The organism is Pseudomonas sp. NPDC087804 (genome assembly GCF_044742965.1).
Classification (GTDB): Bacteria; Pseudomonadota; Gammaproteobacteria; order Pseudomonadales; family Pseudomonadaceae; genus Aquipseudomonas; species Aquipseudomonas rustica.
Window position 1 is genome coordinate 1483250 of record NZ_JBIUVN010000001.1, and the last position, 14146, is coordinate 1497395.

The 14146-nt window shown below is 56.2% G+C and carries 14 protein-coding genes; 6 read left to right on the plus strand and 8 right to left on the minus strand.

The window, feature by feature from the left end; genetic code table 11:
* Positions 1-81: 81 nt before the first annotated feature.
* The 5 genes from ACIOMO_RS06525 to ACIOMO_RS06545 all read left to right on the plus strand — a co-directional run bounded on the left by ACIOMO_RS06525 (position 82) and on the right by ACIOMO_RS06545 (position 3411).
* The gene (locus ACIOMO_RS06525; protein ID WP_401239452.1) at positions 82-300 is read left to right on the plus strand and encodes an HNH/endonuclease VII fold putative polymorphic toxin; all 219 of its coding nucleotides are present in this window, start codon (positions 82-84) and stop codon (positions 298-300) included.
* On the plus strand, positions 297-689 hold the full coding sequence (locus tag ACIOMO_RS06530) for an Imm50 family immunity protein (RefSeq protein ID WP_082341419.1): 393 nt from the start codon (positions 297-299) through the stop codon (positions 687-689). The genes ACIOMO_RS06525 and ACIOMO_RS06530 overlap by 4 nt, the downstream gene beginning before the upstream one ends.
* Before the next feature lie 397 nt (positions 690-1086).
* A complete protein-coding gene (locus tag ACIOMO_RS06535; protein ID WP_401239146.1) occupies positions 1087-1584 on the plus strand; it encodes a hypothetical protein in 498 nt (165 codons plus the stop codon).
* Positions 1585-1893: 309 nt separating this feature from the next.
* Entirely contained in the window at positions 1894-2283 is a 390-nt protein-coding gene (locus ACIOMO_RS06540) for an Imm50 family immunity protein (RefSeq protein WP_082341418.1), read from the plus strand.
* A 300-nt stretch (positions 2284-2583) separates the two neighbouring features.
* Complete coding sequence (locus tag ACIOMO_RS06545; RefSeq protein ID WP_053119180.1) at positions 2584-3411, plus strand: glycosyltransferase family 2 protein; 828 nt, start codon at positions 2584-2586, stop codon at positions 3409-3411.
* Between the two features lie 322 nt (positions 3412-3733).
* Here ACIOMO_RS06545 and ACIOMO_RS06550 read toward each other — a convergent pair whose 3' ends face one another.
* The 6 genes from ACIOMO_RS06550 to ACIOMO_RS06575 all read right to left on the minus strand — a co-directional run bounded on the left by ACIOMO_RS06550 (position 3734) and on the right by ACIOMO_RS06575 (position 9182).
* Positions 3734-4318, minus strand: coding sequence for a hypothetical protein (locus ACIOMO_RS06550; protein WP_053119178.1), 585 nt, complete (start codon positions 4316-4318; stop codon positions 3734-3736).
* A gap of 85 nt (positions 4319-4403) precedes the next feature.
* Positions 4404-4583: a hypothetical protein gene (locus ACIOMO_RS06555; RefSeq protein WP_053119175.1), complete on the minus strand. Its 180-nt coding sequence runs from the start codon at positions 4581-4583 to the stop codon at positions 4404-4406.
* Between the two features lie 11 nt (positions 4584-4594).
* Complete coding sequence (locus ACIOMO_RS06560; protein WP_053119173.1) at positions 4595-4837, minus strand: hypothetical protein; 243 nt, start codon at positions 4835-4837, stop codon at positions 4595-4597.
* Between the two features lie 166 nt (positions 4838-5003).
* The gene (locus ACIOMO_RS06565) at positions 5004-6071 is read right to left on the minus strand and encodes a lipocalin-like domain-containing protein (protein WP_401239152.1); all 1068 of its coding nucleotides are present in this window, start codon (positions 6069-6071) and stop codon (positions 5004-5006) included.
* Positions 6061-8532 (minus strand): ABC transporter permease, encoded by a 2472-nt coding sequence (locus tag ACIOMO_RS06570; RefSeq protein ID WP_401239155.1) that lies wholly within the window; start codon positions 8530-8532, stop codon positions 6061-6063. The genes ACIOMO_RS06565 and ACIOMO_RS06570 overlap by 11 nt, the downstream gene beginning before the upstream one ends.
* Positions 8529-9182: an ABC transporter ATP-binding protein gene (locus tag ACIOMO_RS06575; RefSeq protein ID WP_401239158.1), complete on the minus strand. Its 654-nt coding sequence runs from the start codon at positions 9180-9182 to the stop codon at positions 8529-8531. Before ACIOMO_RS06575 ends, ACIOMO_RS06570 begins: the two co-directional genes overlap by 4 nt.
* A 138-nt stretch (positions 9183-9320) precedes the next feature.
* Here ACIOMO_RS06575 and ACIOMO_RS06580 point away from each other — a divergent pair, with 138 nt between their 5' ends.
* On the plus strand, positions 9321-11303 hold the full coding sequence (locus ACIOMO_RS06580; protein ID WP_401239161.1) for an alkyl/aryl-sulfatase: 1983 nt from the start codon (positions 9321-9323) through the stop codon (positions 11301-11303).
* A gap of 84 nt (positions 11304-11387) precedes the next feature.
* Here the strand turns inward: ACIOMO_RS06580 and ACIOMO_RS06585 are convergent, their stop codons facing one another.
* Complete coding sequence (locus tag ACIOMO_RS06585; protein ID WP_401239163.1) at positions 11388-12764, minus strand: DUF1254 domain-containing protein; 1377 nt, start codon at positions 12762-12764, stop codon at positions 11388-11390.
* Complete coding sequence (locus ACIOMO_RS06590; protein WP_401239166.1) at positions 12761-14110, minus strand: DUF1254 domain-containing protein; 1350 nt, start codon at positions 14108-14110, stop codon at positions 12761-12763. Before ACIOMO_RS06590 ends, ACIOMO_RS06585 begins: the two co-directional genes overlap by 4 nt.
* Positions 14111-14146 lie beyond the last annotated feature (36 nt).

Consider the following 14146-nt stretch of genomic DNA (forward strand, 5'->3'; position numbering starts at 1 on the left):
CACCTTAAAAACAAATCTGTCACTTTTATACTCCTGGGTTAAATTGGTGCTAGGTAGCGACGAGTTACAACGGCGCGGAAAATAAGTGGAGGGAAACCGTTTTTTACAAGAGAATATCAATTCACACGTAATGACGGATCCAAAGTAATTAACCAAGATCACTCAGCAGGGCATCAATACCACGAACCAGGAAATAAGGGCTACCTGGCAGCTCACTTCAATCTGAGACAGATTAAAAACCCAAGAACAGGCAAAATACCTGGTGCAAAAGAAAGCTATTACTTCAAGGAAAAAAAATGAAATACTGGAATGAATTAGACGGAAGCTCGTTCTTCAACAGAATTTTCACAACTCCAATTTCTATTGGAGAGGTAACGCTTTTTTCTTTAAACATAGACAACAACAGATCAGCAGTAATCCTTGAATTTGACATCATGGAGTATCCAGAATCACCTCCAACGAAGTGGATCCAGTCTGGTTTCAACACCTGTCGAATCGGCCTCAACTGCAGTAATATTGACGAATTTCTAATAAAAAACATCCCTATCAAACAAAGCCTAACCATCACAATATCAAATGAATTTGGAAGTTATAGGATTCGTGCAATAAGCGACGATTCACTAATAGAATTTACAACAAAACATCCTTTATTATGTGGCCCCTCCGCCTATTTCAATTCATCAGATTAAACCGACCGGTTAATGAGTCGCGCTTATGAATTCCGGCCGCAGCATGGCCGAACAGTGACAATTCGAGCACTCTTTGGGACATGTAAAAGCAGGGAAAAGCCGGCACCATAATTCCCTTTAAAAGTAATCGAAAAACAACGTTAAAACTATTCAGGGCATTAAAAAAATGAGCTATTTCGATGATAAAATCGAAAAGAACTTAGTAACCTTCGGCATTTATTATGAAAAGCTGGAGTAGACCGATCATGACAGACTTGTCGTACGAATTAGTCAGAAATTCCAATTTACAGGTTCTAAAATTGCCTGGAGCTCTTTTCTAGATAGCATATCTTACTCAAAAAATAACGCAGACAAAGCATTGTTAGAAATATCAAAAAAACAAAAGATCTTGAAATTAATGAAATTATTTTCATCGGAGACTCGCTCACTCAAAGTTGGCCGTGCGGTAATCTCCCCGATGTATCTCCAGGACACTTTAAAAATGAAAATAATTTGCAGAAAAAACAAAATAGACAACAGCTTCACCCCTGACACTGTTTCAAGGCTAAAGCGCTATATATCAATCGGGAACAATGAGCTCGACATCGAGCCCGGAAAAGAATACGTAGTTTACGGAGTAGAATTCTGGGATAACTGCCCTTGGCTATATATTTGTTCCGAATCCTATCACGAATATCCGAAGCCATACGCATCAGATTTTTTCAAAATATCGGACAATACACTCTCAGCACAATGGATCCTAAAATCCCGAGAAACCCATAATCATAAAAACAAAACTCAACTTGTATTTCCCGAATGGGCTGACGACGAGAGCTTCTACGAAAAATTAATTGACGAGAACAAAACCTGCATTGATATCTTTAAAAAACATAGAAAAATTATGGATACCGAATAAAAAAGACAATCATCAATACCCAACCAAATAGTGAACCAATACACTCCCAGCGTGGAATTAATTTCACACATTCTCGACAATAAATTCAGCATTTATTAAACCGATCCAAGAACCAATATTCCCATCCAACACAAAAAAAGAATCTTCCAACATATTAAAAAACTAATTTCAAGAAGCTCGACATTGTTTTCACGAAATCAAACAAAATAATGCTTCTTGCACGTAATACCGCTATTTTCTCTAAGAGGGCAATTTTGATAGCCTTCGAGTGAAAAAATTGGATACCGGAATTTATCAGAGTGAAAAAGCATGTGGACATCTTCAATTTCTAATAAAAAACAGTGGACTTCTATTTTTGGGGAGAGCCACTCGCCAGCAAAAATGTGTATTGCCTATGCACGGTTAGAAAGCAATTGCATTTATTTAAAACTACATAGTGAAATAGAGCAGGCATTCGCACCCAAAAAATGGCTAGAAAAACAATATAACGAGTATGAATTTGGTATCTATATTAATAATGTCAAAGACATCAAGGTAGAAAATTTCAGTTTTACTGGAGTGGCACGCATATCGATCACAAAAAATGATCAAATCTACAAATTTAAACTTGAGATCAATGACTCATGCAGCGCCACATTTAAAGCAGAAAGCATTACTATCGCTAACATTAAGGCCTACCGCAACGATGGTGCCATTTAGACCTACTGACGCTAAAACTTCCCCAATCCTAACTTTCAATAAAAAGCACTGTGACTTGAGAAAAATAACCCGCTCCTGGTACTTCTTTTTCAATCGCCTTCAATGCTGTCGCGTCGTCACTTCATCCATAGCAACGTCCCGATGGCACCACTGTTCTCTTGCTCACCTACCAGCCTGCCGCCCCCCAACAAACCTTGCCCCTTCCTTAACCCCAAAATTAAGGTTCACCTAAGGTTCCATCGCTACCATCCCGCCCCATGAACCACTGTCGCCCATGAGTCGCGGATGAGACCTTCTGATATGAAAGCCTTAGATTTTCCAGCCCAGCAGCAGGCGAATTTCAGCGTTGTGCTGGTGAATTACAAAACGCCGGACTTGACCAAAATGTGCCTTGAGCTGCTGCGTGAGCACGTTCAGGAGCAGCGCATTCCGGTTTGGGTGGTGGACAACGATTCCGCAGACGCCAGTCTCGATTACCTGCGTACGCTCGACTGGATCAATCTGATCGAGCGCCCTTCTGTGAAAGGTGAAGCCGGTCATATCGCGCATGGCAAGGCGCTGGATCTGGTGCTGGACAAGGTTGAAACCGATTATCTGTTTCTGTTACACACCGATACCTTTGTTTATGACAAAGAGGTGTTTGCGATGATGATGCGTGAGTGCGCGAATAAACCGGACATGGCTGCCGTCGGTTGTGTCGAGCAAATCAATCGCGGAATGCTCAGAGAGACATGGCGATTAACTTCGCGTTTCTGCAAGCATTATGTCCGTCGCGCTAAAACTCAGTTGGGTTTGAAAACCAAAGAGCCGAAGCCGTATCGGGAAACTCATCTGAAGAGTTTTTGCACGTTGTGGAATGCTCGTCTGGCCAAGTCTCATGGTTTGCACTTTTGCATGGATGATCGGGTGCCTGGATATACGCTGCAGGATCGCATGGTGAGCTTGGGCTATGGCATCAAGTTTCTGTCGCCACGCAAGATCTTCAGCTATCTGGATCACATCCAGTCAGGCACGGTCGCGGCCGCGGGCACCTACGGCAAGGATCATCGGCGTACGAAAATGTACGAGGCGTCGATCAAGCGTCTTGAGCAGCAGCGAGGCAAGGCCGGGATGCAAGCATCGGCATAATTTAAAGACACAAAAAAGGGCGACTATTCAGTCGCCCTTTTTTGTTGCCGAATTTTGTATACATACGCTTCGTTTAAAGTGTTCGCCCAGTGTTATGGCCTGGCAATCCATGCACCGGTAAAGAGCCCTGACACTGGGCGAACGGAAGGGATTTTAATTGAAGTTGGCGCTTATGTCGTCATGAAGAATTGTGAAATTTATGTACTGGAAAGTTAAAACTCCGTCACTCGGATATTTACCGACAAACTTCCTACAGAATCTTTTATATGATTGTTCTCATACACAAAGCTGTACAAGAACAATCATTCTGTAGAGTTAATACTCAGCTTTCATGCTGACTGGTCACTTTTAATATATCGGTGTAAGTGACGATGACGCTCTGCCCTACTTTCAGATCTTTCAGTTTGGCTTGAATTTCAGGCTTTTTCACGTCGAGTGTTTTCGATTGGCCCGACGGGTTTTCCAGGGTTACCTGATTCTTCTTCAAATCAATTTTGGTGATTTTCAGTTGTACCTGAACCTGACGGAACGCTTCGCCGCCGGGGTTATCAGTGCCCGGCGCCTTGCGCAGTTCGCCGGTGCGTTCGGTCGTGCCAGGCAGACCTTTATCCACGTCGGTATCCAGGTAAGCGGCGACAGAACGCTGGACTTGGACTTTGACCAGATCACCGACCTTGAGGTTGGCGAGGTTTTTCGCCTTGTCGGTTAGTTGTACGTGAACCTGACGGCCTTCCGCGCCTTCGAGCACAACCTGATGGTTGGCGGGATCGACGGTGACGACTTTGGTGGTGACCTGATCCGCTTCGATGGTGGCGGACAGCGGAATATCGGCGGCAAATGCTCCGAAGCTGGTGGCGGACAGTACGGTTGCGAGGGTGATGGCTTTGGCCAGTGCGTGGAGCTTCATAAGCGATACTTTCCCTGTGATGAATGGCAGCCACCGTCGCCAAAACGTTTTTGGCGACGGATGTCCGATTGAGCATAGACGCTGTTCAGGGCTTGGTTTGAGATTGTTTTGCGGTGTCTTGTGCGGTGGATTCGCCGCTAGGGGTGCCTTTGCCGTGGCTTTGGCGCTGCTTGGGATCGGTGGGGCGCAGGGCGTCGTTGTCGCGCTCGGTTTCGCCGGCGGGACGCGGTTCGTCGGGGTGTTCGCTGGGGGTGATGGGTTTCATGGTGGGTGTCCTCAGGCTTCGGGGTCGTCGAGTTCGCGGGCGACGTTGATGGCGGGCGAATCCTTGTGCAGGTCGGCGGCTTTGGCACGGAGGATCTGCCATTGCTCAAGGTCGATGGCGCCTTGGCCGAGCAGGTCGTCGGCGATGCGTTGCAGGTCAAGGTAATGAGCGTCGGGGGATTGCTGCCAGTAGGTTTCGTCGTCGAACAGACGCTGCCAGGTGGTGAGGTCTGGGGGTTGCAGGTCGTCGCTCATGATCAATCCTCGACAGGTTTCTCTGTAGAGGACACCACAGCAACCCGAGTTCAAACCGATCCGTGTAGGAGCTGCCGGAGGCTGCGATCTTTTGATTGTTTAGCCAGCGAGATCAAAAGATCGCAGCCTTCGGCAGCTCCTACAGGGGTTTGTGGTGTTTGGATAATTAGTAGCCGGTCATTTCCAGGTAGCCCTGGCCCGGGTGGCTGCCCGTGATGTTCACCGGGCCTTCCCAGTAGGGGATGCGCAGGTTCATCCACGCCTTGGGGTTGAGCGCGTTGATCTGGATGTCGAGGTGTTTGTCGGGGATGCTGATCACCCAGCGGATCGGCATTTTGCGCCCGGCGACGTTGGCGGTGTCTTGCGGTGTGAGGGTGATCTGCTCGCCGCTCAGGGTTTGCGTCTGGCCGTCGGCAGCGATCCACGTGCCGGTCAGGTAAGGCGCGCCGTCCTTCTGGCGGGTGCGAAAGAGCATGACCTTTTCACCGCTGTCCAGATGCAATGAGAGCCAGTCCCAGCCCGTCTGGTTGGCGCTCAGCGGTTGGCTGCTCCACTCGCGATCCAGCCACGCCGGGCCGCTGACGGTGTAGGTCTGCCCATCAATCTGCAACGTACCGTTGGCCTGAAAAAACGGCTGACTGTAGTAATACGACGCCTGCCCTTCTGCGGATTTGCGGCTGAAGCCTTTGTCACCCTGCAACACCAATGGGCGATTGGCGGTGAGGTGCAGTTGATAGGCGAAGTCTTTGTCGCGAGCGCTGAGCTGTAGATCGCTCAAGGGATCGGCAGCCTGACTGCTAAACCGCCAATCATCGATCCACGCGTCAAACGGCGCCACGCGAACGCCGGCCTGGCCCACGCCACCGCGCGCATAACGTTCGGCGGCGTGATGTGCAGACGCCGACGTCACCGCCGCATGCCCCAGCCAGATCACCTGATTGCTCCAACCCGACTGCTCCGGCACGGGTTTCAGGGCGCTGCGAAACAACGTCCATTGCACGCCGAACTGATTGCCCTGCTGATCCTTGAGATTGGCGGTGACGTACCACCATTCGATGCGAAATCCATCATGCGCGCCGTGATCCGCCGGAAAACTGAACACCCGCCCCGGCACCACCGCCGTGTACGCCTCGGCTTTATCGCCCATCCCGGCAAAGCCCTTCTGCTCAGGCGCCGGTTGATCGCAACCGCCGAGCAGCAGCGCGAGCATCAGCACCAGGCGGTTAATCCTCATGGGCAAACGTCCTCAACAAATCCGCCGGTTGCGTGCGGTACAACGAATACAGCGGCCATGCCGACGCCAATAATGTCGCCAGCAACGCCAACCCCATCAGTTGCAGCAGTTGCCACGGGAACACCCGCAACGGCAGGCGCCAGCCAAACGCCTGCACGTTGATCACCGCGTCCAGGCACCACGCCAGCGCGATCCCCAACGGCAACGCCAACACCAACGTCAGCACCGCCAGCAGCCAGGTTTGACCGAGGTTGAGCAGCATCAACTGTTTGCGCGTCACGCCCAGCGCCCACAGCGGCGCAAGTTGACCGAGGCGACTCTGACTCTGGGTCAGCAGGCTGATAAACAGCGCCACGCCAGCGACCGCGAGGGTCAGACTGTTCAGCGCCGCCGTCGCCGCGAAGGTGCGTTCAAACACTTGAACCGACCAGCCCTTGAGCCGCGCCTGATCGACGATGCGGCTGTCATCCAGCTGAAACCGCGTCTGCAACGCGCTCAACAATGTTGGAATATTTTTCGGCTCGATACGCAGGTTAAAGCGGTTCGGCGTCAGTTGCGGCCAACCGCGCAATAGGTGATTGACGTTGACCAGCAGGTGCCCTTTCGGATTGCCGTAATCGGCGTAGATGCCGACGATGCGCGGCGACCATGGGCCGTTGGGCGTGGGGATCGTCAGGTGCTGGCCGGCCTGCAGTTTCAGGCGGCGGGCGAGTTGTTCGCTGAGCATCACCGCATCGTCCGTCGCCAAATGGCCCCATGGATCGCTGCCGCTGGAATCGAGCAACGGCCAGTGCTCGCGATAATGCGGGTGATCGATCACGCCAAAGACATCCGCCGGCCAGCCTTGCAGCGTCACCGACACCTGCCAGTTGGGCAGCACCGCTGCGACGTTCGGCTGTTGCCGCAGCCAACTGTACATTTCGCGGGACTGCGCCGGATTGCTCGGGTTGATATAGAGCTCGGCGCTCAGACGTTGTTCGAGCCAATCGTTGAAGGTCTGGCGAAAACCCGAGGTCATGCTGCCGGCGCCAATGTTGGCGGCGAGGGCCAACAGCAACGCCATCAGCGCCAGACTCAGCGCCGGCAATTGCTGGCGGCAATCGGCGAGAAACCACTGACCGAGCACCGAACGACTGCGCCCGAGCAATTGATTGAGTATCGCGCTGAGCAACACCGGCAACGCCAGCGCGGCGCCGAGCAGCAGCCCGGCCATCAACACAAAGCCACTCGCCAGGCTGTCCCCCCAGATCAACGCAGCCAGTGCAATCGCAAGCAGCACTGCCGCCAACCAACCTTGCCGCCGCAACCAGCGCGCATATTGCTGATGCCAGGCTTGCGGATCGGCCACGGCCAACAGTGGCAATCGTGCCGCGCGCAGCAGGCTGTTGCCGCCGGCGAGCAAGGCGCCGAACAGGCTTAAACCGATGCCGCTGAACCACCACCAAGGGCTCAGGCGCAACTGCCCCGCCACTTCCGCGCCGTACAAACCGCGCAGGCTGGCGGCGACATCCGGCAGCAGCACGCTGGCCAGCCAATAGCCGCTGATCACGCCGCACACTCCGCCGATCAGCGCCAGCATGCCCAACTCAACGATCAGGCAGAGGATCAACATTCGCGCGCTGACACCGCAGGCGCGCAACGTACGCAACAGGCCTCGACGCTGCTCCAATGCGAGGCCGATCGCCGCATGGACGATGAACAAGCCAACCAGAAACGAGAGAAACCCCAAGGCATCCAGGTTGAGGTGAAAACTCTCGGTCAGCCGCGCCAGATTGTTTTCCTCGCCGCTGCTTTTCAGCTGCAACTGACCCGTGAACGAGGCCGGCAACTCGGCGTGAAAGTCCTTGGGCAGCAACAGCCGTGACAGTTGCCCCGGCTGTTCGAGCAGGGTTTGCGCGATACCGATGTCGACCAGCAACACACCGGGCGCCATGTCCTTTTGCACCCGCAGCGGCGGCAATGCCAGGCCGTTAACCGTCTGCGGCGTGGCGCCCTCTGCGAGGTTCAAGGCCTGCAAGGTATCCGGGGAAATCCACGTGCTGCCGGGCGGCGTGAAGAACTCGACGATGCGCTCGATCGGCATGGCCTGCCCGGCCACCGCCGAGTCCGTCGGCAGCGATACCGGCTCGATGCCCATCAATTGCAGCCGCTGATTTTCGTGATCCTTGAGGATCAAGCGGCCCTGCAACAGCGGCGACACCGGCCAACCCTGTCGACGCAGATCGACAAACCATTGCTGAGTGAACGTTGCGCCGCTCGGCGTGCTCAGGCTGGCTTGCGGTTCGCCGCCGATCATCTGGCTGGCGCGGGCATAGCTGTCGCGGGCCTGACTGTTCAGCGCTTCGACGCCGGTCAGCAAACTGGTCGCCAGCCACAACCCGGTCAGCACACTGAAAAACTGCACCGGATGGCGCCGCCAATGGCTGAGCAGCGCACGCAGGGTCTGGCGAAAAACCATCACGTCAGCCGACCTTTGGACAGCACCACCCGCTGCGCCAATTGCGCCGCGACCCGCTGACTGTGAGTAACCATCAACAAAGTGGTCGGCGTGTCATTAAGTAATTCGAGCAACAGCCGCAGCACTTCATCGCTGGTCGCTTCGTCGAGGCTGCCGGTCGGTTCATCGGCCAGCAGCAATTTTGGCTGCGACGCCAGCGCCCGGCCCAACGCAACGCGCTGTTGCTGGCCACCGGAAAGCTGTTCCGGATAACGTTTGAGCAGATCGCCAAGGCCTAAGCGCTGCACCAGATGCGCCTGCCAGCGCGGTTCATGACGCCCGGCGAGTCGCGCCTGAAACGCCAGATTGTCCTCAACGCGCAAACTGCCGATCAGGTTGAACTGCTGGAATACCAGACCGATTTCAGTACGCCGCCAGTTCGCCAGTTGCGCTTCGTTCATTTCCTCCAGCCGATGCTCGCCGCTGCGGATGCTGCCGCGATCGACCTTGTCCAGACCGGCCACCAGGTGCAGCAAAGTGCTTTTGCCACTGCCCGATTCGCCCATCAGCGCGAGGCTGCTGCCAGCCTCCAGCGTCAGGTCGACGCCTTGCAGCACCAGCAAGGAACCCTGGGGGGTGGCGTAGCTTTTGAAGACGTTGCGAACCTCAAGCATGGCAAAACCTGATCAATGAACCTGCGCCAAGGATAGCGGCCCTGAATGGTTTTTGTCCGTTGACGATCACCGCCGCGCCAGAGCGCCGCCCTACCCTCTGAAACTGGTTCACCCATAACGATAAAAACCGGAGACGCCATGCAACGTTTCACTTTGAGCCCCCGCGGCCTGTTGGCCTGCCTGATCACCGCGTGTCTGAGCCAGTCGGTGCTCGCCGCCGACGCGCCCGTCGCCCCCGTCGCCCCCAGCGCACAGACCATCGCCAGCAACGCCGCTGTTCTGAAGCAACTGCCCTTCAGCGACCGCACCGATTTCGAATCCATCAGCAAAGGCCTGATCGCGCCGTTCAAAGGTCAGATCAAGGACGCCAGCGGCAAGGTCATCTGGGACGTGCAGGCCTACGACTTCCTCGCCAAGGATCAAGCGCCGGAATCGGTGAATCCGAGCCTGTGGCGTCTAGCCCAGCTCAATGCGCATGCCGGTCTGTTTGAAGTCAGTCCGAAGTTGTATCAGGTGCGCGGCCTCGATCTGGCCAACATGACCATCATCGAAGGTGACGACGGGCTGATCATCATCGACCCGCTGACCATGGCCGAAACCGCTAAAGCGGCGCTGGATCTGTACTACGCCAACCGTCCGCACAAACCGGTGGTCGCCGTCATTTACAGCCACACCCACGTCGACCATTTCGGCGGCGTGCGCGGGGTGATCGACGAGGCGGATGTGAAGGCTGGCAAGGTCAAGGTGTTCGCCCCGGCCGGGTTTATGGAGCACGTGATGAGCGAAAACGTGATGGCCGGCAACGCCATGAGCCGTCGCGCGCAGTACCAGTTCGGCAGCCTGTTGCCACGCGGTGAAAACGGTCAGGTCGATGCCGGTCTGGGCAAGAGCTCGCCAACCGGCGGCACGGTCACGCTGATCCCGCCGACGGATTTGATCGCCAAGGAGCTGGAGACCCGCACCATCGCCGGCATTCAATTCGAGTTCCAGCTGACGCCGGGCACCGAAGCGCCGGCGGAAATGAACATGTATCTGCCGGAGCTGAAAGCCCTGTGCATGGCCGAAAACGCCACGCAAATGATGCACAACGTCCTCACCCCGCGCGGCGCGCAAGTGCGTGACGCCAAGGCCTGGTCGCAATACCTCGACGACAGCCTGGCGCGCTACGGCGACAAGGCTGACGTGCTGTTCGCGCAGCACAACTGGCCGACCTGGGGCGGCGAGCGGATTCGCACGTTCCTTGCCGATCAGCGCGACATGTACGCGTTCCTCAATGACCGCACCTTGCACCTGCTCAATCAGGGCCTGACGCCACAGGAAATCGCCGACACCATCACCAAACTGCCGGGCTCGCTCGACCAGAAGTGGTACACCCGTGGCTACTACGGTTCGCTGAGTTTCAACACCCGCGCGGTGTATCAGCGCTACATGGGTTTCTACGACGGCAACCCGGCCAACCTCAATCCGCTGCCGCCGGTGGACACCGCCAAACGCACGGTCGAGGCCATGGGCGGCGGCGCTGCGGTATTGGAAAAAATACGCAAAGCCATGGCCAGCGGTGACTATCGCTGGGCGGCACAGTTGGGCAATCAGTTGTTGTTCGCCGAGCCGGACAACGCCGAGGCGCACAAAGCGCAGGCCGAGACGCTGGAGCAATTGGGTTATCAAAGCGAGAACGCCACCTGGCGCAACATGTACCTGACTGGCGCGATGGAACTGCGCAACGGCGTGCCGCCCCATGCGGGGACGTCGGTGTCGGTGGACATGGTGCGGGCGATGAGCCCGGAAATGTTCTTTGATTATCTGGCGGTGCGGCTGGACAGCGACAAGGCTGTGAATCATGACCTGACGTTGAACTGGACGTTCGAGGACTTGCAGAAAGACTTTAATCTGACCTTGCGCAATGGTGTGCTGACGCATCGGGCCGGGCTGAATGCGGCGGCGGACGCGAGTGTCAGTTTGAGCAAGGACACGCTGGAGAAGATCAGCCTCAAGCAACTGGATTTCCCGACGGCGATGCAGAAAGGCTTGATCAAGTTGCAGGGGAACGGCAAGAAACTGGGCGAGTTGATGGGCAGCCTGGATACGTTTGGGCCGCAGTTCAATATCGTTACGCCTTAAGGTCAAAAGATCGCAGCCTTCGGCAGCTCCTACAGGTGATTGCATTCCTCTGTAGGAGCTGCCGAAGGCTGCGATCTTTTGCTTCTAAATAACCTCAACCACCGGCATCCGCCACTTCTGCTCAACCACTTCTTGCTTCGGCCCGTACAAGCGCAAAATCACGTTAAACGCCCCGTTCTGCGGCGTCGGCAGCCAATTGCTCTCCTGCCCCGCCCCCGGTGAATTCGCCTGCATCCACAACGTCAGCCCACCATCCGCATCGCGCTGCAATTGATCGCGACTGCTCAAACAATACCGATCAAGCGGATTCGCCACCAACTGCCGATCCGGCAAGTCATACAACGTCAGCGACCAGAACTCGCTGGCCGGCGGCAATTGCCCCGGTGCAAAACGCAGGCGATAACGCCGGCCGCCCTGCAACGGTTGCCCCTGATTATCCAGACGGCTACCGGTGTAAAACGCCTCATCAACACTGTTGCCGTAAATCCCCAGATACGCCCCGACCGCGCGATTCAGATAATTGCCATGCATCGCCTCACGGTTACCAAACAGGCCAAGCGTGGAGCGTGTTTGCGCGGCGGTCTCTTGCAGTTGCGCTTGCGCCAGTTTGATTCCAGCGGCGATCGCTTGCTGCTTTTCGACCGGCAACGCGGCGAAATCAAAAGCCTGCCCCGGGACAATGCCGATCCGTGCGAAGCGTTCGCGCAATGCTTGTTCTGCAGGCTGGGTCGGGCACAGCGCAAGGATCTGATTAAGCACTGCGATAAACGACGGCCCCAACCCGGTTTTGCTCTCCCACGCCGGCCAGTCAATCGCCGGCGCGGCCAGCGGGCCCGGGCTGCCGCTGTATTCATGCAACCCACGTAAACGGTATTGCTCCTGCAATGCGCGCACTGCCGGCATATCGTCGGCGCTCTTCAACCCGGTACGCCCGAGCAGCATGACGATCTCGGTTTCACTGCGCAGCACGGCTTTGATGCCCTTCGGCGTCGGCTCCTGCCAGTTCGGCCCGGCGATCAGATAATCCCCCGCCTCGCGTCCGGTGCTGAGCACGCCGACATAGGCAAAGTTATGCGTGTACTGATCGACCAGTTGATGCACGTAATAGCGATCGGCATCCACCGCCGGCACGCTCAACACTTGCGGCTCAGTGCGCAGATCGAGCCAGGCCCAGGAGTAAGGCGTGTCGTTGTTCGGCGTGACGATTTCGCGATTGGCCGGGGTGTAGAGCTGGCTGTAATGGCGAAACCGATTGAAGCCGCCGACGTACTCCGCCGCGCTCGGATCCAGCAGTTGTTTTTCCATCGTCTGGTAATGCATCAGCATCGGAAAAGCGTAGATCCACGCCTCTTGCGCGACCGATTGCGTTTCATCGGCCAGCAACCAGCGCGGCATCATCAGCCCGCCTCCGAGCACACTCATGCCGCCCAACATCTGGCGACGATTGATCGTCAGACTCATGGCCCGACCCTCGCAATCGTCGGCAATTGATAACTGCCATCCAGCGCAGCGGCTTTCGGCAGGTACAAACGCAGCAGCAGGTTGAACGGGCCTTGTGGCGTCGGCAGCCAGTTGCCTTGCTCGGCCTGTGCCGGTGCGTCCGCTTGCAGCAACAGCGTGAGGCCGCCGTCGGCGTCGTAGTGCAAATCGGCGCTGCGATCGCCCAAGGCGTAACGCCCGATGGCATTGCTCGCCAGCAACTGGGTTTTACCGTCGTACAGGGTCAGCGACCAGAAGGCGTTCACCGGCGGTAACTGCCCGGCGGGGAAATGCAGGCGATAGGTCTGGCGACCGTCGAGCAACTGGCCTTCGGCATCGTGCAGGGCCATCGGGTAAACCGCTTCGACCGCGTCGTTGGCGTAGATGTAGCGCCATGCGACGGCAGCACGGGTCAGGTCATCGTCAGCGAATTTGCCAATGTTGGTCGGTGATGGAAACCAGCCGTTCTGTTCTTTCGACAGTTGGCTGGAGGCGGTGCGAACCTGCTCGCGGCCGGCTTCAGCGCCCTCTGCGATGGCTTGGCGAAGGGTATCGGCCGGGGCGAATGCGCTGCCGGGCAGCACGCCAATCGCGGCGAATCGAGCGAGTTTGGCCTGCTCGCTGGGCGTCCATTGATGCAACGGCGCCAAAGCATTAAAGGTGTTGAACAGGGCCTGCGCTTCGCCGTGTTTGGTGTCCAGATACGCCGGGAGATGCAACGGCGCAGGTGCGTCGGGTGCAGCGCTGTTGGTGGCGCGGGACAGCGGTTGCAGGGCATAACCCATCAGCACTTTGGCGGCGTCTTTTTGATCGGCCTCGCCTTTGACTTCGGTGCGCCCAAGCAAAAAAACCACGCGGCTGGGCGAACGAATCACGCCGTTGAAACCCGTCGGCGCTTCGCCCTTCCAGTCCGGCCCGACAATCAGATAGCGTCCGGCCTGATTGCCGGTGGCGCGGGTGCCGATGTAATCGAGGTTGTCGGTGCGCAGGTCGACCAACTGGAAGCTGTAGTAGCGATCCTCGATCGCCGGCACTTGCAGCACCATCGGCTCGGCGCGCAGGTCGAGCAAGGCGCGGGAGTAGAAGGTGTCGTTATTCGGCGAGACGACTTTGTTGTCTTGCGGGCCGAGCAGACGCGGTTCGCTGTAGAGACGATTGAACGGCAGTTTGGCATTGATCGCGGTGAGTACTTTGTCGTGTTCGACGGTGGCGTAGGCGAAGACGTAAGCCTCTTGTGCGAGGGCTTTGGCCTGGCTCACATCAAGGTCAGCGGCGTGACCGGTGCCGAGGCTGGCGCCGACCGCTAGAGCAGAAATCCAGTGACGCATAAACAATCTCCCTTGAAACACTTCCTTGTGGGAGCG

Excerpts from the sequence above, each read along its gene's own strand:
- ACIOMO_RS06585 (WP_401239163.1), bottom strand. The coding sequence starts at position 12,764 with ATGAGTCTGACGATCAATCGTCGCCAGATGTTGGGCGGCATGAGTGTG.
- ACIOMO_RS06535 (WP_401239146.1), top strand. The coding sequence starts at position 1,087 with ATGAAATTATTTTCATCGGAGACTCGCTCACTCAAAGTTGGCCGTGCG.
- ACIOMO_RS06550 (WP_053119178.1), bottom strand. The coding sequence starts at position 4,318 with ATGAAGCTCCACGCACTGGCCAAAGCCATCACCCTCGCAACCGTACTG.
- ACIOMO_RS06580 (WP_401239161.1), top strand. The coding sequence starts at position 9,321 with ATGCAACGTTTCACTTTGAGCCCCCGCGGCCTGTTGGCCTGCCTGATC.
- ACIOMO_RS06590 (WP_401239166.1), bottom strand. The coding sequence starts at position 14,110 with ATGCGTCACTGGATTTCTGCTCTAGCGGTCGGCGCCAGCCTCGGCACC.
- ACIOMO_RS06575 (WP_401239158.1), bottom strand. The coding sequence starts at position 9,182 with ATGCTTGAGGTTCGCAACGTCTTCAAAAGCTACGCCACCCCCCAGGGT.
- ACIOMO_RS06540 (WP_082341418.1), top strand. The coding sequence starts at position 1,894 with ATGTGGACATCTTCAATTTCTAATAAAAAACAGTGGACTTCTATTTTT.
- ACIOMO_RS06555 (WP_053119175.1), bottom strand. The coding sequence starts at position 4,583 with ATGAAACCCATCACCCCCAGCGAACACCCCGACGAACCGCGTCCCGCC.
- ACIOMO_RS06560 (WP_053119173.1), bottom strand. The coding sequence starts at position 4,837 with ATGAGCGACGACCTGCAACCCCCAGACCTCACCACCTGGCAGCGTCTG.
- ACIOMO_RS06545 (WP_053119180.1), top strand. The coding sequence starts at position 2,584 with ATGAAAGCCTTAGATTTTCCAGCCCAGCAGCAGGCGAATTTCAGCGTT.
- ACIOMO_RS06565 (WP_401239152.1), bottom strand. The coding sequence starts at position 6,071 with ATGAGGATTAACCGCCTGGTGCTGATGCTCGCGCTGCTGCTCGGCGGT.
- ACIOMO_RS06530 (WP_082341419.1), top strand. The coding sequence starts at position 297 with ATGAAATACTGGAATGAATTAGACGGAAGCTCGTTCTTCAACAGAATT.